This is a genomic window from Streptomyces sp. NPDC002463, assembly GCF_042889835.1.
GTDB classification, from domain to species: Bacteria; Actinomycetota; Actinomycetes; order Streptomycetales; family Streptomycetaceae; genus Streptomyces; species Streptomyces nymphaeiformis.
Genome location: NZ_JBIARL010000034.1, coordinates 40,017 through 59,226 on the forward strand (window position 1 = coordinate 40,017; position 19,210 = coordinate 59,226).

At 70.9% G+C, this 19,210-nt stretch carries 16 protein-coding genes and 2 pseudogenes; 7 read left to right on the forward strand and 11 right to left on the reverse strand.

The features are described 5' to 3' along the window. Window positions 1-12: 12 nt before the first annotated feature. On the reverse strand, window positions 13-1,170 hold the full coding sequence (locus ACFYX3_RS39315; RefSeq protein ID WP_389024591.1) for an NAD(P)/FAD-dependent oxidoreductase: 1,158 nt from the start codon (window positions 1,168-1,170) through the stop codon (window positions 13-15). 132 nt (window positions 1,171-1,302) lie between these two features. Between ACFYX3_RS39315 and ACFYX3_RS39320 the strand changes: the two genes are divergently transcribed. Next, window positions 1,303-2,559, forward strand: coding sequence for an NAD(P)/FAD-dependent oxidoreductase (locus ACFYX3_RS39320; RefSeq protein WP_389024594.1), 1,257 nt, complete (start codon window positions 1,303-1,305; stop codon window positions 2,557-2,559). 15 nt (window positions 2,560-2,574) lie between these two features. Here ACFYX3_RS39320 and ACFYX3_RS39325 read toward each other — a convergent pair whose 3' ends face one another. The 4 genes from ACFYX3_RS39325 to ACFYX3_RS39340 all read right to left on the reverse strand — a co-directional run bounded on the left by ACFYX3_RS39325 (window position 2,575) and on the right by ACFYX3_RS39340 (window position 8,013). Beyond that, window positions 2,575-3,471, reverse strand: coding sequence for an ornithine cyclodeaminase family protein (locus ACFYX3_RS39325; protein WP_389024623.1), 897 nt, complete (start codon window positions 3,469-3,471; stop codon window positions 2,575-2,577). Window positions 3,472-3,500: 29 nt separating this feature from the next. After that, the gene (locus tag ACFYX3_RS39330) at window positions 3,501-4,460 is read right to left on the reverse strand and encodes a proline racemase family protein (protein WP_389024596.1); all 960 of its coding nucleotides are present in this window, start codon (window positions 4,458-4,460) and stop codon (window positions 3,501-3,503) included. 83 nt (window positions 4,461-4,543) lie between these two features. Beyond that, window positions 4,544-6,898: a collagenase gene (locus ACFYX3_RS39335; protein WP_389024598.1), complete on the reverse strand. Its 2,355-nt coding sequence runs from the start codon at window positions 6,896-6,898 to the stop codon at window positions 4,544-4,546. 218 nt (window positions 6,899-7,116) lie between these two features. Beyond that, window positions 7,117-8,013 carry a tetratricopeptide repeat protein gene (locus ACFYX3_RS39340; RefSeq protein ID WP_389024600.1) on the reverse strand — a complete coding sequence of 299 codons (897 nt, stop codon included), beginning with the start codon at window positions 8,011-8,013 and terminating at the stop codon, window positions 7,117-7,119. 180 nt (window positions 8,014-8,193) lie between these two features. Between ACFYX3_RS39340 and ACFYX3_RS39345 the strand changes: the two genes are divergently transcribed. Then, the gene (locus ACFYX3_RS39345; RefSeq protein ID WP_389024602.1) at window positions 8,194-8,883 is read left to right on the forward strand and encodes an esterase/lipase family protein; all 690 of its coding nucleotides are present in this window, start codon (window positions 8,194-8,196) and stop codon (window positions 8,881-8,883) included. Between the two features lie 35 nt (window positions 8,884-8,918). On the opposite strand, the gene ACFYX3_RS39350 is transcribed toward ACFYX3_RS39345, so the two are convergent. Next, on the reverse strand, window positions 8,919-9,980 hold the full coding sequence (locus tag ACFYX3_RS39350; RefSeq protein ID WP_389024604.1) for a C45 family autoproteolytic acyltransferase/hydolase: 1,062 nt from the start codon (window positions 9,978-9,980) through the stop codon (window positions 8,919-8,921). 343 nt (window positions 9,981-10,323) lie between these two features. On the opposite strand from ACFYX3_RS39350, the gene ACFYX3_RS39355 reads away from it, so the two are divergent. The 3 genes from ACFYX3_RS39355 (at window position 10,324) to ACFYX3_RS39365 (ending at window position 13,231) form a co-directional block, all read left to right on the forward strand. Beyond that, window positions 10,324-11,412 carry a tyrosine-type recombinase/integrase gene (locus ACFYX3_RS39355; protein WP_389024606.1) on the forward strand — a complete coding sequence of 363 codons (1,089 nt, stop codon included), beginning with the start codon at window positions 10,324-10,326 and terminating at the stop codon, window positions 11,410-11,412. Further along, window positions 11,409-11,735, forward strand: a complete 327-nt coding sequence (locus ACFYX3_RS39360) for a helix-turn-helix domain-containing protein (protein ID WP_389024608.1) — start codon at window positions 11,409-11,411, stop codon at window positions 11,733-11,735. The genes ACFYX3_RS39355 and ACFYX3_RS39360 overlap by 4 nt, the downstream gene beginning before the upstream one ends. Window positions 11,736-11,962: 227 nt before the next feature. After that, window positions 11,963-13,231 carry a hypothetical protein gene (locus ACFYX3_RS39365; protein ID WP_389024610.1) on the forward strand — a complete coding sequence of 423 codons (1,269 nt, stop codon included), beginning with the start codon at window positions 11,963-11,965 and terminating at the stop codon, window positions 13,229-13,231. A 16-nt stretch (window positions 13,232-13,247) separates the two neighbouring features. Here ACFYX3_RS39365 and ACFYX3_RS39370 read toward each other — a convergent pair whose 3' ends face one another. Then, window positions 13,248-13,886 carry an SMI1/KNR4 family protein gene (locus ACFYX3_RS39370; protein ID WP_389024611.1) on the reverse strand — a complete coding sequence of 213 codons (639 nt, stop codon included), beginning with the start codon at window positions 13,884-13,886 and terminating at the stop codon, window positions 13,248-13,250. A gap of 185 nt (window positions 13,887-14,071) precedes the next feature. Between ACFYX3_RS39370 and ACFYX3_RS39375 the strand changes: the two are divergent. Beyond that, window positions 14,072-15,012, forward strand: a pseudogene (locus tag ACFYX3_RS39375) (tyrosine-type recombinase/integrase). Window positions 15,013-15,301: 289 nt separating this feature from the next. Here the strand turns inward: ACFYX3_RS39375 and ACFYX3_RS39380 are convergent. From ACFYX3_RS39380 to ACFYX3_RS39395, 4 genes and pseudogenes are all read right to left on the reverse strand, one after another. Continuing rightward, window positions 15,302-16,051: an SDR family NAD(P)-dependent oxidoreductase gene (locus tag ACFYX3_RS39380; RefSeq protein ID WP_389024613.1), complete on the reverse strand. Its 750-nt coding sequence runs from the start codon at window positions 16,049-16,051 to the stop codon at window positions 15,302-15,304. Between the two features lie 317 nt (window positions 16,052-16,368). After that, on the reverse strand, window positions 16,369-17,208 hold the full coding sequence (locus tag ACFYX3_RS39385; RefSeq protein ID WP_389024615.1) for a helix-turn-helix transcriptional regulator: 840 nt from the start codon (window positions 17,206-17,208) through the stop codon (window positions 16,369-16,371). Between the two features lie 177 nt (window positions 17,209-17,385). Then, window positions 17,386-18,147 carry an SDR family NAD(P)-dependent oxidoreductase gene (locus ACFYX3_RS39390; RefSeq protein ID WP_389024625.1) on the reverse strand — a complete coding sequence of 254 codons (762 nt, stop codon included), beginning with the start codon at window positions 18,145-18,147 and terminating at the stop codon, window positions 17,386-17,388. Between the two features lie 210 nt (window positions 18,148-18,357). Beyond that, a pseudogene (locus tag ACFYX3_RS39395) lies at window positions 18,358-18,777 on the reverse strand (Tn3 family transposase); the annotation flags it as partial. A gap of 49 nt (window positions 18,778-18,826) precedes the next feature. Between ACFYX3_RS39395 and ACFYX3_RS39400 the strand changes: the two are divergent. Further along, window positions 18,827-19,096, forward strand: coding sequence for an AAA family ATPase (locus ACFYX3_RS39400; protein WP_389024617.1), 270 nt, complete (start codon window positions 18,827-18,829; stop codon window positions 19,094-19,096). Window positions 19,097-19,210 lie beyond the last annotated feature (114 nt).

Sequence of the window (19,210 nt, forward strand, 5' to 3'; positions counted from 1 at the left end):
GGTGCGCGGAACTCAGTTCCCGGTGTCGGCGAACCGTTCCGGACGGAACGGGTGGATGTCCAGGGGCGGTTCGTCCCCGGTCAGGCAGGCGGCGACGATCTGCCCCGTCACGGGGGCGAGTCCGATGCCCGCGCCTTCGTGGCCGCAGGCGTGGAGCAGGCCGGGGACACGCGGGTCGGGTCCGATGGCGGGCAGGTGGTCCGGCAGGTACGGGCGGAAACCGAGGTAGGTGCGGATGGCCCGTACGGTGCCGAGGACGGGGAACAGGGCGGTGGCTCCGGCGGCGAGGCGGCGCAGGACCTCGGTGGAGAGCGTCCGGTCGAAGCCGACGCGTTCGCGGCTGGCGCCGATCAGGACCGGGCCCGCCGGGGTGCCTTCGACGACCGCCGAGGTCTGGAGGGCGGCGGAGCCGCTGGCGACGTCGGCCACGTAGTCGGCGGCGTACACCTTGTGGCGCACGACGCGCGGGAGCGGTTCGGTGACGAGGACGAAACCCCTGCGGGGCAGTACGGGCAGGTGGACGCCCGCGAGCTCGGCGAGGGCCCCGCCCCAGGTTCCGGCGGCGTTGACGACGTACGGGGCGTGGATCTCGCCCGCCGCGGTCCGCACGCCGCGGACCTCTCCGGCGGTGCCGGTGAGGAGGCCGGTGACCTCCTCACCGAGGCGCAGCCGGATCCGTTCGGCTCCGGCGCGCAGCAGCTGGGCGGCCGCGTGGGCGGGCATCACCTGGGCGTCCTGGGGATAGAGGAAGCCGCCGGCCAGGGTGGGTGCGAGGTGGGGCTCCAGATCGTGGAGCCGGTCCTCGGGGACCTCCTGGGTGGTGACGCCCGCCTTCTCCTGGCGGGCCGCGAACGCGCGCAGGGCGCGCATCCCGGGCTCGTCCGAGGCGACGACGAGGCCGCCCTTCGCCTCGTACTCGACCTGGGGCGGGAGCCGATCGGACAGCTCGCGCCACGACGCGGTGGCGGTCAGGGCGAGTTCGAGCTCGGGCCCTGGTTCCTTGTCGGAGACCAGGAGGTTCCCCTCGCCGGCTCCCGTGGTGCCGCCGGCCACGGGACCGCGGTCGACGACGGTGACGGAGAGGCCGGCTCGGGCGGCGTAGTGGGCGCAGGCCGCGCCGACGACGCCGGCGCCGACGACGATGACATCCGAGGTGTTTCTCGTGGGCACGGCAGTAATATTTCACATGGCACCCAGGTTGCCAAGACCCGTGGCGGGCTTGGTCTCTTGACAACCGCTCGCCTTCCTCGTCCTCATGTTCCTGACAGAAGCGGGACCACATCACGGGGGGACGATCAGCGCATGACCAAGTCCGAGAGCACGGGACACGACTACGACGTCGTCATCAGCGGGGCGAGCCTCGCCGGCAGCGCGGCGGCGATCCTGCTCGCCCGGCGCGGCGCCCGCGTCGCCCTCCTGGAACGCCGCTCGGACCCCGCGGCGTACAAGACGCTGTGCACCCACTCCCTCACGGCCAACGCCACCCCGGTCCTCGCGGAACTCGGCCTGCTTCCCGCCCTGGAGAAGGCGGGGGCCGTCCGGAACGAGGCCCGCTGGTACACCCGCTGGGGCTGGATCGAGCCGAGCGCCGCTCCCGGCCCCGAGCTGCCGTACGGCTACAACGTCCGCCGCAGCACCCTCGACCCGCTCATCAGGTCCCGCGCGGCCGAGACCCCCGGCGTCGACCTGCTCCTCGGCCACCAGGTGACCGGGTTGGTCCAGGAGGCCGGACGGACCGTGGGCGTGCGTGCGTCGACGCCCGGGGGCGAGCGCGAGATCCGGGCCCGTCTCGTGGTCGGCGCCGACGGCAAGGACTCGGCCGTCGCCAAGTTCGCCGGGGTGCCCACCCGACAGCACGAGAACGCGCGCTTCGGCTATCTCGCGCACTTCCGGAACCTGCCGCTGCGCGACGGGATCAGCCACGCCTGGTTCCTGGTCCCCGACATGGCCTACGCGTTCCCGAACGACGACGGCGTGACGGTCGTCGCGGTGCTCCCCGAGAAGAAGCGCCTTCCCGACTTCCGGAAGGACCTGGAAGGCAGCTTCCTCGACTTCGTCCGCTCCCTGCCCGACGCACCGGACATCGACTCCGCCGAGCGCGTCACGAAGATCACCGGCGCGGTCGACTACCCGCTGCGCACCCGCGGCGCGACCGCACCGGGCCTCGCTCTCGTCGGCGACGCCGCCCTGACCGGTGACCCCCTGTGGGGAGTGGGCTGCGGGTGGGCCCTGCAGTCCGCGCACTGGCTGGCGGAGGCGGTCGGCCCGGCGGCGGCCGGACGGGGCGACCTCGACCGGTCCCTCGCGGAGTACGCGCGCCGGCACCGGCGCCGGCTGGGCGGTCACCAGTTCCTGGCCGCGGACTTCGCCACGGGCCGCCCCTTCAACCCCATGGAGCGGCTGATGTTCTCGGCGGCGGCGCGGAACGGATCCCTCGCCCGGCACATGCACATGTTCGCTTCCCGCCTGATCGGTCCGCTGCGCTTCCTGAACCCCGTGGCCGTGGCGAAGGCCGCGGCCGTCAACCTGCGGCACCGGGGGGCGGCCGGCACCCCCTGAGTCGCCTCGGCGTGTTCAGGCCGCGCGGGCCGCGCCGTACAGGGCACCGGCGACCGTCAGGTCCTCCCAGGCCATGCCCACGCTCTTGAAGAGCCGTGGACGCCCCGAGGGGACGCGGCCGTTCACCAGGTCGGCGAGGGTGCCCGCGATGTGGTCCTCGCCGATCGCCCCCTCGGCCAGCGGGACGAGGAGGTCGCCGGCCTCGCGGAGCGCCGCCGACCGCGCCTCGACGTACACCTCGGCGCGGGTCACGAGGGCGGTGTCGGTCTCCCGGGCCGCCGGCTCGTGCGAGCCGACCGCGACGACGGTGGCGCCGGGGGCCACCAGTTCGCCGTCGAAGAGGGGTTCCCGGGCCGTGGTGCAGCAGACGACGAGGTCGGCCCCCTCCACGTCCTCGGGCGTCCCGGTGCGGGCGGGGACGTCGAGCGACCGCGCGTAGCCCGCGAGGGCGCGCGCACCGATCGGGCTGCGCCCGACGACGACCGCCTCGGCGAGCTCTCGCACCGCGAGGACGGCGTCGAGGTGACCGTACGCCTGGGGTCCGGAGCCGAAGAGGACCAGGCGCAGCGGCCGGTCGTCCGGTGTCAGACGGCGTACGGCGAGGGCGGAGACGGCCGGGGTGCGCAGCTCGGTGAGGGCCGCGCCGTCGAGCAGGGCGAGGGGCCGAAGGCTCGTACCGTCGAGGAGCAGGTAGGAGCCGGTGATGCGGGGCAGGCCGAGGGCCGGGTTGCCCGGGGCGACGCCCGCGATCTTCACACCGGCGTACGGGCCGGAGGCGGCGGGCATGAGGAGGAGTTCACCGGCCGGGACGGGGACGGCGGTACGGGGCGGCCCGGCCTCCGGGTCGAGTCCGGCGTGCAGGACGTCGGCGAGGACGTCGGCCGTCGCGGCCGGGGTGAGGAGGCGGGTCATGGTCGGGGCGTCGATGACGAGCAGGTCGGTCACAGCAGGAATCCCGTGCCCAGGTCGTCGTGCGGGTCGAGGACGAAGGTGTGGGTGCCCGTGCGGTGGGCGGCTCCCGTGACCTCGGTGATCCCGCCGGGCAGCAGCCGGCCGGTGAACACGGTGTCGGCCACGGACTCGTGGGTGAGGACCTCTCCGGGGCCGAGGCGTCCGTCCTCGCCGAGCAGCGCGAGGCGGGCGGAGGTGCCGGACCCGCAGGGCGAGCGGTCGACCTGCCCGTCGGCGAAGACGGTGACGTTCCGCTGGTGCGGCCCGGTGGGGGTGTCGGGCAGCTCGTCGTACAGGATGACGCCGTACACGTCGTGCTCGGGGAACGCGGCACGGATCTCCCGCCCGGCCCGGACCAGCGCGGGCAGCGAGGCCCTGGTCGTGTCGAGGCCGAGGGCGCGCGCGGGGACGGAGACGTAGACGGCGCCGGAGTCGGCGAGGTCGGCCTCGACGGTGCCGTACGCGGTGGTCACCGGGACCTTGCGCGCCAGGACGCGCGTCGGGACGTTGCGGAAGGTGACGCCGGTCGTGCGGCCGCCCTCGCGGTGCACCGTCGCGGTGACGCGCCCCGAGGGCACGTCGATGCGGACGGGGACGTCGCCGTCGTCGGGTGCCGGGACCCGGCCGGTGTCGACGGCCCAGGCGCCGAGGGCCATCGTGCCGTGGCCGCAGGCGGTGGAGTAGCCGTCCTTGTGCCAGAACAGGACGCCGAAGTGGGCGCCGTCGTCGTCGGGCGGGACGATGAACCCGCCGTACATGCCGGAGTGTCCCCGGGGCTCCCGGACAAGCAGGCGGCGCAGCTCGTCGAGCGGTCCCAGCCGGAGGGCGAGGGCGCGGCGCTCGGCGACGGTGTCGCCGGGGATCGGCGGCAGGTCCTCGTCGACGATCCTGAACGGCTCGCCTGCGGTGTGGTAGTCGGTGGTGCGGACCAAGTGCGGGGTGGTGCTCACGGAGTACGGCCTCCTGAAGGGGAATCGAGTGCCGGGCCGGCCCTTCCCCCCGTGGAAGGACCGGCCCGGACGGGTGGGTGCGGTCAGCTGCGGAGGGGGCCCTCGCAGCTGAAGCTCGACGTGCCCGCGACCTTGGTGGACCAGATGTCGATCGACCCGAAGCTGCAGTTCATGTCGGCCAGGTTGTTCGACGCGGCGCCGGCCCGGTCGAGGATGAAGTAGTCGACGGTCTCGGACATGTCCTTGAAGTTCTGGTCCTCGCTGGCCCAGTTGGACAGGTTGGCGGTGATCCGCCCGGTGCAGAGGAAGCGGCGCTTGCCGGGCTCGCCGTTCTCCACGCAGTCGGGGGTGTTGTAGGTGGCGGTGGCGAAGGAGGACCTCACGGACGCGATGTCGGCGTCGCGGAGCTGGGCGTTGGGCGTGTAGGCGGTGTTGGGGACGTACAGCTGGTCGACCTTGGCGATCTGCGTGTCGAGGAAGCGGTCGTAGTCGCGCTGGAGGTTCGCGTCGGAGCTCAGCCGCTCGCGCCAGGCGTCGTAGCCCGCCACGTCGTCGGCCCGCAGGTGCGTGTACATCTCGCGGAGCAGGGAGGGCTTCTCCGTCCAGAGGAACTCGAAGAACGTGCCCGCGTAGTTGTAGAAGCGGAAGCCGTCGCCGTCGTAGGTGGCGTGGAGGATCTGGCGCAGGTTCATCCGGGGGCCGCCGCCGGCGGTGTCGTTGATGATGCCGCGGACGAGGGACTTGCGGACGGCGATGCCGTTGTCGCGGGTGGCCCCGTCGAAGAACTCGGCGGTGCCCTCGTCCATGGCGGTGGTGCGGTCGCCCTGGTACCAGGGGCCCTCGCCGAAGAAGCCGGGGACGGCCCAGCGGCCGTTCAGGTAATGGGTGTACTCGTGACGGAAGAGCTCTTCGAGGGTCAGCGAGGAGTCCTGCGGGACGCGCCGCTGGTACGTGTAGAAGGTGGCGCCGCGCTCGATGTAGATGCCGCCGTTGTTGGTGCCCATGCCGGTGAGGATGGGGTGGTAGTTCTCGTAGTCCGCGCGGGACGCGTAGAGGACGATGTTCAGGGTGGTGTTGGCGTCGCCCGCGAGCGGCTGGTCGGTGCCGAGGACGCGGTGGTACTGCGCCTTGACCTGCTTGCTCGCGTAGTAGAGCTGGTCGACGGTGGCCCGGTCGAGGGCGGTGCGGACCTTGATGGCGCCGTTGTCGTAGGTGTACGTGTACGGGAAGAGCTGCTTCTCGATGTCCTCCTTGCACACGCCGTACGGCTTGCAGGCCTCGTAGAAGTTGAGCCAGGAGACGACCTTCGCCCACTGCTCGCTGCCGCGGCCGAACGTGCCGACGACGGTGGTGAGCGTGGCGCCGAGGTCGGCGACGACGCCGTCCTTGAGTCCGTCGATCTGACCGAAGCGGCCGTACTCGCTGAGGGCGTCGCGGGCGACCCAGGCGTTGGCGGTCCCCTTCAGGTGCCCGTAGCCCCCGAAGGCCTTGAAGGCCGCGCGGTACGCCGGGTCGGCGGCGGCCGCCGCGTGGAAGGCGGCGTCCTGGTTGCCCGGGTAGACGCCCAGGTAGTTGACGGACAGCGCGGCGAGCGCGGCACCGGCCCAGGCCGGGTCCAGGTTCGTGGCGGTGTGCGCGGGATCCATGGTGGCCAGGACCCGCTTGATCAGGGCGAGCTGGTACTGGCGCAGGCCGGGCGCGCTCGCGGCGTAGAGCGCCTCGCGGAGGGTGTTGGCGTTGCTCTTCGTGACGTCGAAGGTGCGGGCGGCGGCGCCGAAGTCGGCGACCGCCTGCCGCATCGCGTTCACGGTGGGCGCGTCGGTGATGTCGATCTCGCCCCGCGAGTAGTCGTGGTACGCGACGGCGTGCAGGTACGTGAACATCTCCTCCAGGTGGGAGGTGTTCCGCCCGTCGTGGGACGCGGCGAGGCTCGATATGCGGCGGGACACGGCCTGGACGTGGGCGTCGGACATCACGGGTGCGAGCCGGGCGTCCCAGGTCCAGATGAGGCCGCGCAGACAGCCGTCGGCGGTGACCGCCGGGTCGGCGAGGAAGTCGGCGAACTGCTCGGGGGCGAGGCCGGTGATCCCGTCGAGCGTGCAGGGGACGCCGGCCGCCGTGTCGGTGGCGGCCGCGGCGAACGAGCGTGCGGTGGCGGCGGACTCGGCCCGGCCGGGAACGCGGCCGGCGGTGTGGCCGCCGGGGGCGGGGGCCGGGCCGAAGGTGGTGCGCGGGGCGGAGGCGCGGTGCTCGACCTCGTCGAAGGGGTTGGCTCCCGGCTGCGCCTGCGGCGCCGGCGCGCCGAGGGCGGGGGCCGGGGCGGCGGGCTTGTCGTCCGTGCCCGCCGCGGAGGCACCGGCCTGGCCGGCGGAGGCCAGGAGGGTGACCGCGATGGCGGAGGCGAGCAGGGACGAGCGCACACGTCGGTGGAGGGACAACGGAACTCCTGCTGATGAGGGGGGTTGATGCGGGGATGGTCCGCGAATGGTCGGTTCGCGAACTGGTCTGTAGGGCACGGCGGGTGACGGTCGATCACCGGGCCGTGTGCGGTGTAACATAGTAATGTGAAATTGCACTGACAACCCCTGTGACGGAATGAGTTCGCCGGCAGCACCGACGGACCCCTTCGAAAGACGGTCAATCCGTCACAGACGCCTCAGGATTCGGCGGCCTTCCGGCGCCACGCCCGCGCCTGACGGAGGTGGCCCTGCGCCTCCGAGATGCGGGCGAGATGGAGCATCGCCCCGACGTGCCCCGCCTTGGCGGCCTTCTCGTACCAGCCCTGCGCCGCGTACAGATCGCCGCCCAGTTCCTTGGACCGGCCGAGCGCCACGTACGCGTCGACGTCACGCCTGCGGGCGCGCTCGGCCAGCCGCCTCTCGTACTCGACGACCACCTCGGCCTTGGTGAGCATCCTCCCGAGCAGGCGGTCGCCCTCCTCGTCACCGGCCGCGCCGGCCTTGCGGTACCAGGCCTTCGCCTTCTCCCGGTCCCCCCGCCGCAGCGCGAGCGTCCCGAGGGCGTTCATCGCGGCGGTGCTGCCGCCGTCCGCCGCCCGGCGGGACCAGCGCTCGGCCTCCACGGCCTCGCCCCGCTCGTAGAGCATCTTCCCGAGGAGGTACGCGGCGTCGGCGAGGCCCGCGTCGGCGGCCCGCCGGAACCAGTCCTCGGCCTCGGACACCGCTCCCCGGTCCCGGCTCAGCTCCCCGAGGACGCCCATCGCGTACGGGTTGCCGCCCTCGGCCGAACGCCGGTACCAGAGGACCGACTCCTCGTGCTCGCCCCGCTTCCGCAGGAGGTACGCGACGATCTCCATCGCCCGTACGTGCCCGGCCCCGGCGGCCTCCCTCAGCAACGGCTCGGCCTCGGCGTGCCGTTGCCAGCCGTGGAGCAGCACGCCGAGGGTCACACCTGCCTCGGGGTGCCCCGCCGCGGCCGCCCGGCGCAGCCACCGCTCGCCGCCCTCCCGGTCGTCGCGCGCACCGAGATGCAGGCCGTACCGGAACATCGCCGTGACGTCCCCGGCCTCGGCGGCCCGCCGAAGGCCGTCCACGTCGTCTTCGCGCCCGCCGCCACTCCCCCGGCGGCCCCATCTCCCCCGCACGTGCGCCCCCTTCACGATCGCCCGACGGTCACCGGGGACCGGCGAAGCCGCGCAGGGGGCTGGTCATCCGCCCCCTCAGCCCCCACCATGCTGCTGACTACTCGTGCGTAACTCATTTTAGGGGAAAGCGTGTTGAGGCTCCGTGGCCGGATCGTCGTTGCACTGCTCGCGCTCGTCGCGTCCCTGTTCCTGCCGGCGGCACCCGTCCATGCCGAGGCGTCCTCCCGTACCCCCGTCGTGTTCGTCCACGGCTACAACGCCGACCCGGGCGTGTGGGGCGGGCTGCGCGCGGACTTCAAGGCCGACGGATACACCGACGCCGAGCTGTTCTCCTTCGGCTACGACACGCACCAGTCCGTCAACGAGGTCCTGTCGGGCCGGCTCGCCGCGTACGTCGAGGGCGTCAAGCGGCAGACCGGGGCCTCCCGGGTCGATCTCGTCGCCCACTCCTTCGGCAGCCTCGTCACCCGCTGGTACGTGAAGTTCGACGCGGCGGGCCAGTCCTCCGTCGCCCACTGGGTCTCCCTCGCCGGCCCCAATCACGGCACCTCCACGGCATGGGCGTGCGCGCTGTGGGACCAGGCCTGCCGGGACATGAGCCCGGGGTCGTACGTCCAGAAGAAGCTCGCGGAGGGCGACGAGACGCCCGGGGCCGTGCGCTACGCCACCTGGTGGTCGAACTGCGACGAGGTGATCAACCCCGACAGCAGCGTGCCGCTGGCCGGCGCCGTCGACAACGGCGCCGGCTGCCTCAAGCACAACGAGCTCCTCGGCGACGACGCCGTCTCCCGAGGAGTCCGCGCATTTCTCCGCTCGTAGCCGCCTTCTTGGAAACCGCTGCCTCGGAGACCGTTTCAGAAGCGCGCGAGGCCGGACGCCGGGGCCTCGTGCGGCGCGCCGGCCAGATAGTCGATCGCGCAATCGGCGGTGTCGAGGCCGACGGTGAGCAGGGTGCCCCACTGCTCGTGCGGGGGCTTGTGCGCGTCGGGCCGCATGCAGACGACGGCGTCGGCCCCGCCCTCGCCGCAGAAGGCCCGCGCCCGCTCGGCGGGTGAGAGGCCCGGCATCGCGGCGCGTACCGCGTGCAGGTGGGCGAGCCGCTCCGCCGTCATCGAGTCGGCCGGTCCGGTGTCCCCCGCCGCGAGTCCGGTGTCGAGGAAGTGGTTGGTGTGCAGCAGCCAGCCGTCCTCCCCCGCCGGGACCACGGCGAGGCCGGCGGGCGAGAGCTCCAGGCTCGCCGCCGAGCAGTCGGCGGTGACCACGGTCAGCGAGGTGGAGGCGCTGACGCGGGCCGTCGAGGCGATCTCGACGGCCTGGTCGAGGGTGTCCGCCTCGTCGAGGATGCGACGGGCGACGGCGTGCACGGGCACGCCGCCCGCGGAGTCGGACGCGTGGAACAGGATGTTGAAGTGGACGCCGAGACCGGCGCTGTTCACGCCGATCTTGCCGGGGGCGCCGAACTCGGTGAAGAGCTTCACCGTGCGACCCTCGCTCGGCGTCAGCGCGTGCAGCAGCGCGTCCGGGACGAGCAGGTCGTGCCAGTCCCAGGTCTGCACGGTCTGCGGCGCGGCCCCGGCGGGCGCGAACACCGCCGTCGAGCACTCGCCCCTGCCGGGCTCCGGGCACGCGGCGAGGATCTCGGTCCGGGCGCCGACGGCGGCCACCGTCCAGCGCTCGACGCCGGCGGCGTCGGCGCAGGCGTCCGACTCCTCTGCGAGGTGCGGCGCCCAGGCCCGGAGCGCCTCGTGGCTGCGGTCGGCGAGGTCGCGGACCTGGTCCGCCGGCAGGCCGAGGACGGTGAAGTGCTCCCGGTAGAGCTCCGCGACGCGCCGGACCCGGGCGCCGAACCGGGTGCCGAGCAGGGTCCCGCGCTCGCGGGGGTCGGTGGTCTCGGTGGTGAGGGTGTGGAGTTCCACGCGCGTTCCTTCGAGGCAGGTGAGGCCGCAGGCCAGCGGGGGCGGCGCGCTTCAACGTATGGACATAAAACGTTTTATGCAATGCTAAGCGCCGTGAATTGCATCAGGTGAGAGGACTCACCCCTGGCCGATAGGGGCGCCTGAGCAGGCAGGCGTCGGCTGCTCACAGCCCGGGGACCCCGACGATATGCCCCGACCGCATGTCGACGGCTCGCGTGACCTGCGGTGACTCCGCTCGTTCTCATCTAATGAACGATTCATTCGCCCTTCTCGCAGTGTGTTGGGGGTTGGAGTGGGCGGTTCCTCATGGAACGTGCCGGGGGCGGCACCGTCGCTGTTCATCGTGGGCGGTGCCCCGCTGCTGCACCCGGAGACCCAGGTCTTCGAGGGCATGTTGGCGGGATGGCGTGATCAGCAGCTAGCCCGGAACCTGAGCAAGGACACGATCGCCGACCGGCTCCTGGCGGTACGGCGGTTCCAGCGCTTCACCAACGAGTGGCCGTGGACGTGGCGCCCTAGGGACGTCGAGGAGTACACCGCCCACCTCCGGAGCGACGGGCGGGAACGGTCACATTCCACGATCCGCGGCTATCACGGCCACGTCCGGTTGTTCCTGGAGTACGTCGCCGACCCTCGCTACGAGTGGACAGCGGTCAGTGAGCGTCTCTTCGGCAGCCATCCAGCCCAGGTGTTCTTCGAGTGGAACACCGCCGTGCACGCCGCCGAGTACGAAGGCCGGCCCGGACGCCGTGCTCTGACCAAGGCCGAGCTTCAACGCTTCTTCGACTACGCCGACGACCAAGTGGCAGCCGCCCGAACCTCTGGCCGCAAGGGCTGGCTCCCGGCCATGCGAGACGCGACCGCGATGAAGGCCACCTACGCCTGGGGGCTGCGCCGCCGCGAGGTGATCAAGCTCGATCTCGCGGACTTCGGACACAATCCGCACGCTCCTGAGTTCGGCGACCTGGGCGTGGTCTACGTCCGTTGGGGCAAGGCGTCCAAGGGCTCCGCTCCCAAGCGCCGCAGCGTGCTGACCGTCTTTCCCTGGTCGGTGAAGGTGATGGAGCAATGGCTCGGCAGCTACCGCGCCGTGTTCGACACCGCCGCGAAGAGCGACGCCCTCTGGCCGAGTGAACGGTCACCGCGCCTGGACATGGGGGCTCTTGGAGACCGGTTCGCCGCCTACAGGGATGCACTGGGGCTGCCGCAGGAGCTGACGCTGCACTGCTTGCGCCACTCCTACGTGACACACCTGATCGAAGCCGGCTACGACCCGCTGTTCGTCCAGCAGCAGGTGGGGCACTCCTACGCGTCCACCACCGCGCTCTACACCTCCGTGTCCTCGGACTTTCGCACCCGCACGCTGCGCAAAGTCCTGGACGGCACGATCGGCCGAGCGATCAGCACTTCGACCGGGGAAGGACCGCGATGATCAGGCGACTCAGCTACCACTGGCACCTGCGACGGATCATGGCCGCGCACAACATCTGGAAGACCACCGAACTCATCCCCCTCCTGCGCGAGCGCGGCATCAACCTGTCCACCGCGCAGGTCTACCGCCTGGTCACCGACCGGCCCGAGCGCCTGTCTCTGCCGGTCCTGGCCGCGCTCTGCGACATCCTCGCCTGTTCGCCCGCCGACCTCATCGAACCGTACGTCGAGGCAGACCGACGCAAGCGCACAGCCGGTGAAGCGGCCGTCATCGAGATCAATACCGACTTCCGTCCCGAGCGCGCTCGCATCATCGAGGACTGACCATGCCCGCACCCCGGAAGTACACGTCCGATCCGAGCAGGTACCCGTCCTGTGTGCGTTGCGGCTCCTGCTACCCCGCCAGCCGGCACTGGCCCGAGGGCATCGTCTGCTTCTACTGCGTGCGCGCAGCGCGGAACCGCCAGGGAACCTGCGCTGCCTGCGGTCACGAGGGCATCCTCCCGGGGCTCGACACCGAAGCGCGTCCCCTCTGCGTCCACTGCTGCGACGTGCCGCTCGACGTGCGATGCAAGCGATGCGGCGAGGAGAACCTGGCTAACGACTCCAACATCTGCTGGCGCTGCCTGCTCACGGACAGGATCAACAAGCTCCTCGCTGGTCCGGACGGGGACATAGCCGAGAGTCTGCGGCCGCTCGCGGAGGCGATCACGGGGATGCCCCGGCCGAACAGCGGATGGGCCTGGATCCACATGAACCGGCGCGTGCCAGAACTCCTACGGGGTCTGGCTGCTGGAGACATCGAACTCAGTCACGACGCACTCGACTCACTGCCGCGATCCAGAACGATCGAATACCTGAGGGGTCTGCTCGTCGCTCACGGCTGCCTCCCCTGGCGCGACGAACACCTGATCGCTTACGGCCGCTGGCTCACCTCGAAGCTCGACACGATCGCCGATGCTGATCAGCGGCGCCTCATCGAGCGCTACACGCGGTGGCACGTGATGAGACGTATGCGACGAGCCGACTCCGACCAACACCCCGTGACTGCCAACGCCTTCCTACGTGCCAAGCAGCACACGACCGTCGCGATCCAGTTCCTGCGATGGCTCGGGGACCGCGGAAGGAGCTTGGAGGAGTGCAGTCAGCATGACGTCGATGCCTGGTTCGGTAACGGCACCAGCACGCGCGGGCACGCGAACAACTTTCTCTACTGGGCTATCAAGCAGCGGCTGGTCAGCGAGCTCGCCGTTCCCTGGGCGCCTCATGGAAACGGCCCACTCGCGAGCGAGAAGGACCATGTCGAAGCGCTCCGCGCTCTGCTTCTCCATCAGACCCTGCCAGCAGCCCACCGGGCCATCGGCATCATGCTCGTCCTCTTCGGACAACCCCTCGCCAGGGTCGTGACGATGCGCATGGACGACTTCCGCGAAGGCCCGAACGGGCTGGAGGTGAAGCTCGGCAGAGACTGGATCGACGTTCCGGAGGCGGCAGCCGCCGTGATCAGGGTCCATCTTGCTTCTCGCCCCGGTCTGAGCACGGCCGCGAACCCGGACTGCCCGTTGGTGTTTCCCGGGCGGATGCCCGGGCGGACGATGCACGTCTACAGCGTTGCGACGATTCTCCGTGAATCCGGGATCCCGGCCTTGGCTACGCGCTCCAGAGCCTGGATCCAGATGGTCCGCGAAGCCCCGCCGGCCGTCCTGGCAGACGCCCTTGGCGTGACCCCTCAGACAGCGATGCGCTACGCCGAGCGAGCCGGAACGGACTACCTGGGCTACGCGGCCCTGCGAAGTCCCCGGGGGCCCGAAGACGCTTGAGGCGAGCTCCTCCAGATCAGGAGGTGGCCCAGGCTTCAGCACGCCACCCCGGCAGTTCCTTGTCCAGCCACCCCTCGACGGTCCTCCGCCAAGGATCCGAGGGGTCGCTGTCTGCGACGTCGGCCCAGGCGTCCTCCGCCATGTCGGGGTCGATGAACAGGCTGTCGAGATAGGCGTCGAAGTTGTCGGCGACCTTTGTGAAGACATGGTTGCCCAGATACCCCGGCCAGGCGATGGCGTGGACGAAGGCGTGGAGCTGGCCATGAGTGGCCGGGTTCAGGTCCAGGAACAGGGTGTCGCTGCCGCCGTTGCGGGCGATGGGCAGTAGCCCGGTCAGGGAGACGCTCTCGGCGAGCCACCCGTTGCGACTGCGCCGGTATTCCCCCAGGAGGGTGCCCCAGCCGTACTCGCCGGCGTCGTCACGGCCCAACTGGTGGAGGTCGTCGAAGCCCTGGACCGGTTCCGGTTCACACGCGGGGAGGCGGACCGAGTAGTCCAGCCTCTCCCCGCCAGCGGCTTCCAGGAAGGAGCGGTACGCGGGAGGCAGGGGCAGCCCGATCTCCCGTTCCAGTGCGGCGCACTCGCCTGGGTCGAACGGCCTGAACGGACCGCCCACCAGGCGACCCCGATACCAACGTGAGAGCTCCTCGGACACGGACGGATTGTCGCACCCCGCTACGACAGGCCCCCGGGGCTATTCACCCCTAACCAACAGCCGTCCTTACCAACATCACTGAGTGCGACCTGCGGGGACGTTCTCCACACGCTGCGTGAAGCGGCCCTGTTATCTGTGGCAAGGGAGAGAAGGTGCCCGCGGTCCTGCTGCTGCCGACCGGGAAGATGCTGACGGTCCGCACGGCCGCCGACGCCTTCCTCGACTCGCTCACCAACCCGAACACCGTGCGGAACTACGGCATCGCCGTCGGGAAGACCGCCGATCGGATCGGCGAGGGCCGGCCGCTCGCCTCGGTGGCGGACGACGAGCTCGGCGAGGCGCTGGAGCTGCTGTGGGGCAGTTCGGCGGTGAACACTTGGAACGCCCGCCGCGGCGCGGTGCTGTCCTGGACGGGCTGGTGCTCCGAGCGGGGCTACGACGGGCCGGCGGTCCCGGCTTGGGCGAAGCGGATCGCACCGCCGGACTCGGACACCCCGGTGCGCTCGAAGATGGCGATCGACCGGCTGATCGCCCGCCGGGAGGTCCACCTGCGGGAGAAGACCCTGTGGCGGATGCTCTACGAACCTGTGCCCGCTCCGAGGAGATCCTGGACGTCAACATCGAGGACCTGGACCTGGCCGGCCGCCGCTGCCCGGTGAAGTCCAAGGGCGCCCAGCCGAAGGTGCGCCGGCGCGGCGCCGCCCGCTCCGACTACGTGCTGGAGGCGGTGTTCTGGGACGCCGGCACCGCCCGTCTGCTGCCCCGTCTGCTGAAGGACCGCACCCGCGGGCCGGTGTTCGTCACCCACCGCCGCCCCGGGCCGGGCAAGGTGGTCTCCGCCCGCGACGTCTGCCCGGACACCGGCCTGGCCCGCCTCTCCTACGGCCAGGCCCGCGCCCTGCTCGACCAGCACACCGCGCTGGCGGGGCCGGGGACCGGCTGGGACCTGCACGAGTACCGCCACTCTTCTCTGACTCACCTCGGCGAGCGGGGCGCGTCCGAGGTGATGCTGATGGCCAAGTCCCGGCACAAGAAGGCGGAGAACGTCCGCCGCTACTTCAAGCCCTCCGCCGAGGCCATCGCCGAGGTGACCAGCCTGCTCGCGCCGGGCGACGCCCGCCGCTGAATCCGGGTGTGAGTAGTTGGGTACAGGAAATCCCGGTGAGATTGATCATGGCCCGGGCGGCGCAAGTGTGCCGACCTGGTTCTCGTACTCGCGGCGGGCCTTGCGCTGGGCCGGGACCGCCGGAGCGCCGTCGAGCGGCTGGCAGCGTACGCCTCGTGCCTCTTCGCGTCCCAGCCGTTCGCACCAGCTGGCAGGGCGCGTCACTCGAAGCAAGCGGTATTCGAGCGGGGTTCGGAGAACTCACCCTCGCCCGCGAAGCGGACGAGGGTGAGCGTCATCGCTACCAGGGTCAGTCGCGGCCAGCCCCGTTCATCAGGATCTCCTCGCCACTGATGAAGAAGGACTGCTCGGAGGCGAGGAATTCGGCGACGTTGGCGACGTCGGTCGGGGTGGCCAGGCGGCCCAGGGGAACGGCGTCGGTCAGGATCTTCTTGTACGGGTTGTCGTCGGTGAAGTCGGTGAAGATGCCGGCTCCGTCGACCGGGCCGGGCATCAGCGAGTTGACGGTGATGCCGCGCGCGCCGAGTTCCTGGGCCATGACACGGACCAGATACTTCGGGGCGGTCTTGCTCGTGCCGTACAGGCCCATGCCGGGCTGGGGGCGGACAGTGGAACTGGAGGCGATGTTGATGATGCGGCCGCCGTCGCCGACGTGCCGGGCTGCGGCCTGCAGGACGAAGAACGGGCCCTTGGTGTTGACGCGGAACAGCAGGTCGTAGTCCTCTTCGGTGATCTCTGTCACCGGGATGTCGATCTTCTCGATGCCCGCGTTGGCGACGACTATGTCGAGCGTGCCGAAGGAGTCCAGCGCCTCCTGGAAAAGACGGTTGATCTGCGCGGTGTCGGAGACGTCCGCCTGCACGCTGATGGCCTTCGCACCGAGTGCGGTGACCTCGGCGAGTGCCTTGTCGGCGGCGGCCTTGTCGCGCGAGTAGTTCAGGACGACATTGGCACCCTGGGCGGCCAGGCGCAGTGCGATGGCCCGGCCCAGACCCTTGGAGGAGCCGGTGATCAGCGCGGTCTTGCCTTCGAAACTCATGAGGAATGGTCCTTCTGCGTGTGGGGGGGGGAGGGGGAGGCGGTCTGTGGGCAGACCGCTGGTGCGGAACAGGCACGGCACAGGTACCAGGGGGTGGTCGCTGTGCCGTGTCCTTCGGGCGGGCTCAGGCGGAATGCCGGTAGGGGGCGGCCTGGGCCCGTCCGGGTTCTTGTGGCTGCGCGGGCGTGCGGCGCCGCACGGCTGTCACCGTTCTGGGGAAGGGCACGAACTGGTCAGACGATGCCGCTATTGGCGCGGAGGGTCGGGCCGTTGCCCCAGTGGCTGGCCGGATACGCGAGGAAGGGCAGCAATCCTGGCTATCGATGGGGTTGCCGGTCTCCGAGGACGGAGAGCAGCTGGAGTTTGTCGTAGTTCTCGGTGCCCGGGGTGGCGGTGTAGACCAGGAGGGTCTGGTCCTGCCCCGGATCAAGAAGGGTTTGGCATTGCAGTTCGAGGACGCCGAGGTCGGGGTGGGTGAAGCGCTTGCTGTCGGGGCGCCTGACGCCGACCTCGTGCTTGTCCCACAGTGCGGTGAACTCTGCGCTCTCGGCGAGCAGCGCGTCGGTGATCTCCTCCGCGCGGGAGCCCGGTCCCTGGCGGGTGTAGGCGGTGCGCAGGTCGGAGGTGAAGGCGCGGCTGTGCTGCGGGTGGTCGTCCTCGGGGTAGATCCGCCTGGCCTGGGGGTCGGTGAACCAGCGGTAGATCAGGCTGCGGGCCAGTCCGGTGCGGCTCGTATCGTCGCCCACGAGGGCGATCGCCGGCCGGGTCTGGACGAGGACCTCATCCAGTGCGGTCAGCACCTGGGCGGGGGTGTCGGCCAGGCGGTCCAGGATGCGCATCATTCCCGGAGAGACATGGTCGGCCAGGGCAGCGGGTCCGGGTGTCTGGTGCCCTGCGATCTCGAACAGGTGGTCGCGTTCCTCCCGTGTCAGACGCAGGGCGCGCGCGATCGCGCCGAGGATCGGCTCGGAAGGGGTGGGGCCGCGCTGCTGCTCGATGCGCGCGTAGTAGTCGGTGGACATGCCCGCCAGCTGGGCGACCTCCTCCCGGCGCAGGCCCCGGGAGCGACGACGCAGCCCACGTGGCAGACCGACGTCCTCGGGCTGCAGGGCCTCGCGGCGGGTACGCAGGAAGTCGGCGAGCTGAGCGCGGTCCATGGTCCGATCCTCTCGTGGCCAGGTGGGCTGACGGGTGCGGCTACTGCATTCGGCCGCGTCTCACGTGGTGCGTTCCCGGGAGGTCGCCCGGGGCTCGGGGCGACCTTGTCGCCGCCCCGGCCCTCCGCGGGCTGGGGCCGTGAAGAGGTGTCCTCGGCCACGGCCGTGCCGAGATGGTCAGATCAGGGTTCCGCCGGAGGCTTCGATGCGCTGACCGGTGATCCAGCCGGTGCCCGGGGAGAGCAGTGCGGCAATCGCGCCGCCGATGTCATCGGGCAGGCCGACACGGCCGAGGGCGGTGTTACCGGCCCAGAACGCGTTGATCTCCTCGTTGTCCCGGACGACCCCGCCGCCGAAGTCGGTGGCGATCGGGCCCGGGGCGACCGTGTTGACACTGATGCCGCGTCCGCCCAGCTCCTTGGCCAGGTACCTGCTGTAGGTGTCGACCGCGCTCTTGACCGCGCCGTACACTCCGAAGCCCTCGCCCACGAACCGGGCCAGGCCGGTGGACAGGTTCACGATGCGCCCGCCGTCGACGAGCAGCGGCAGCAGCTCCTGGGTCAGGAAGACCACGCCCTTGAAGTGCACGTCGACCAGGAGGTCGAATGCCTCGACGGTGGTCTGGCCGACCGGAGTGAACGCCGCGACACCAGCGTTGTTGACCAGGTAGTCAAAGTTCTCGCGGCCCCAGGTGGTGGCCAGGGCCTTGCGCAGGTCGGCGGAGAACGCGGGGAAGGTGTCGAGCGACGTGGTGTCCAGCTGGAGGGCGACGGCCTTGCGGCCCAGCGCGATGACCGCGTCCACGACCTCGGCGGCCTCGGCCTCGTTCGACCGGTAGGTAAGGACGACGTCGGTGCCCGCCTCGGCAAGCTTGAGCGCGGTGGCCCGGCCCAGCCCTCGGTTACCGCCGGTGATCAGGGCGATCGTCTGCTGAGTCATCTTTTGGTGCTCCTTGTCGTGCTCCATATGCGCAGGGCCGTTGTGCCACTCACGCAGCGGAAGGACCGCAATACCGAGAATGCGCGGCCCATCCAGGAGGCGGAAGGCACAGCTGATCCAGGGACAACTCGTCCCCCTGAACGTGCCGCGTGAACGCGTCACCGCACTCGGCGGAGAGCTGTATGCCGGGGCCGGCGCCGGCACCTGGCGAAGGGACAAGCCCGCGAGTACGTCCGCGCGCATCGCCTCCCATCGCGGCCCGTCCAGCAACCAGGCGCGCGGGTCCGCCCACCGGTTCGACGGGGAGGCGAACACATCGCGCCGGTTCAGAGCGCGGTGCAGCTGCTCCAGGACGCACACCACGTACGCGTCGCGGTCGACCGCGCCCTGCGGCAGCTTGGCGTTGGAGAAGACCGCGCGCTTTCACATCGCTGGCACCAGTTCGGCGTCGACCTTGCGGGGCAGCAGCGGCCGGTCCTTGACCCGGCGCCGAGAGAGCGGGGGCAGGCGACGCACGGCCCTGAGGATGCGCCGCCCTGCCGGGGCGGCGCCCAGCGCGTCCGACTCGCCGAGCAGGGACAGGAACGGGTGCACGGTGTTGTAGCGCAGGGCCAGCTTCTCCCGCATCGCCGCAGCACAGACGGCGCCAGTCCTTTTCGACCGAGGAGTCCCTGACATCGTGGGCTACCTGAAGCTGGAAGGGCTGCCCGTACCGGAGCACGTTCACACTGCCGCGCAGAGGTTTCGGTACCACCGCCGCGTGTTCATCGCACCCCCCTGGCCCGAGATCTACGAACAGGACAGCGAGCGCACGCAGTCCTACAAGGAGGCCGAGCGCACCTACGAGTCAATGGTCATGACGTACACCGCCTACGGCTACGAGCTGGTACACCTTCCCCTCGCATCCGTCGCGAAGCGGGCACGATTCGTCACCGACGCTCTTCGCTGACCACTTCGGATCAACTCGTCTAGTACTGCAGCCGCAGTTGTTGCGACTGTTGGGCCCGACGCTCGTTGAGCCGGACATGGGTGGGGACGTCACTGTTGACGATGTGTGGGGCTG

Excerpts from the sequence above, each read along its gene's own strand:
- ACFYX3_RS39390 (WP_389024625.1), bottom strand. The coding sequence starts at position 18,147 with ATGACTCAGCAGACGATCGCCCTGATCACCGGCGGTAACCGAGGGCTG.
- ACFYX3_RS39380 (WP_389024613.1), bottom strand. The coding sequence starts at position 16,051 with ATGAGTTTCGAAGGCAAGACCGCGCTGATCACCGGCTCCTCCAAGGGT.
- ACFYX3_RS39325 (WP_389024623.1), bottom strand. The coding sequence starts at position 3,471 with ATGACCCGCCTCCTCACCCCGGCCGCGACGGCCGACGTCCTCGCCGAC.
- ACFYX3_RS39320 (WP_389024594.1), top strand. The coding sequence starts at position 1,303 with ATGACCAAGTCCGAGAGCACGGGACACGACTACGACGTCGTCATCAGC.
- ACFYX3_RS39360 (WP_389024608.1), top strand. The coding sequence starts at position 11,409 with ATGATCAGGCGACTCAGCTACCACTGGCACCTGCGACGGATCATGGCC.
- ACFYX3_RS39385 (WP_389024615.1), bottom strand. The coding sequence starts at position 17,208 with ATGGACCGCGCTCAGCTCGCCGACTTCCTGCGTACCCGCCGCGAGGCC.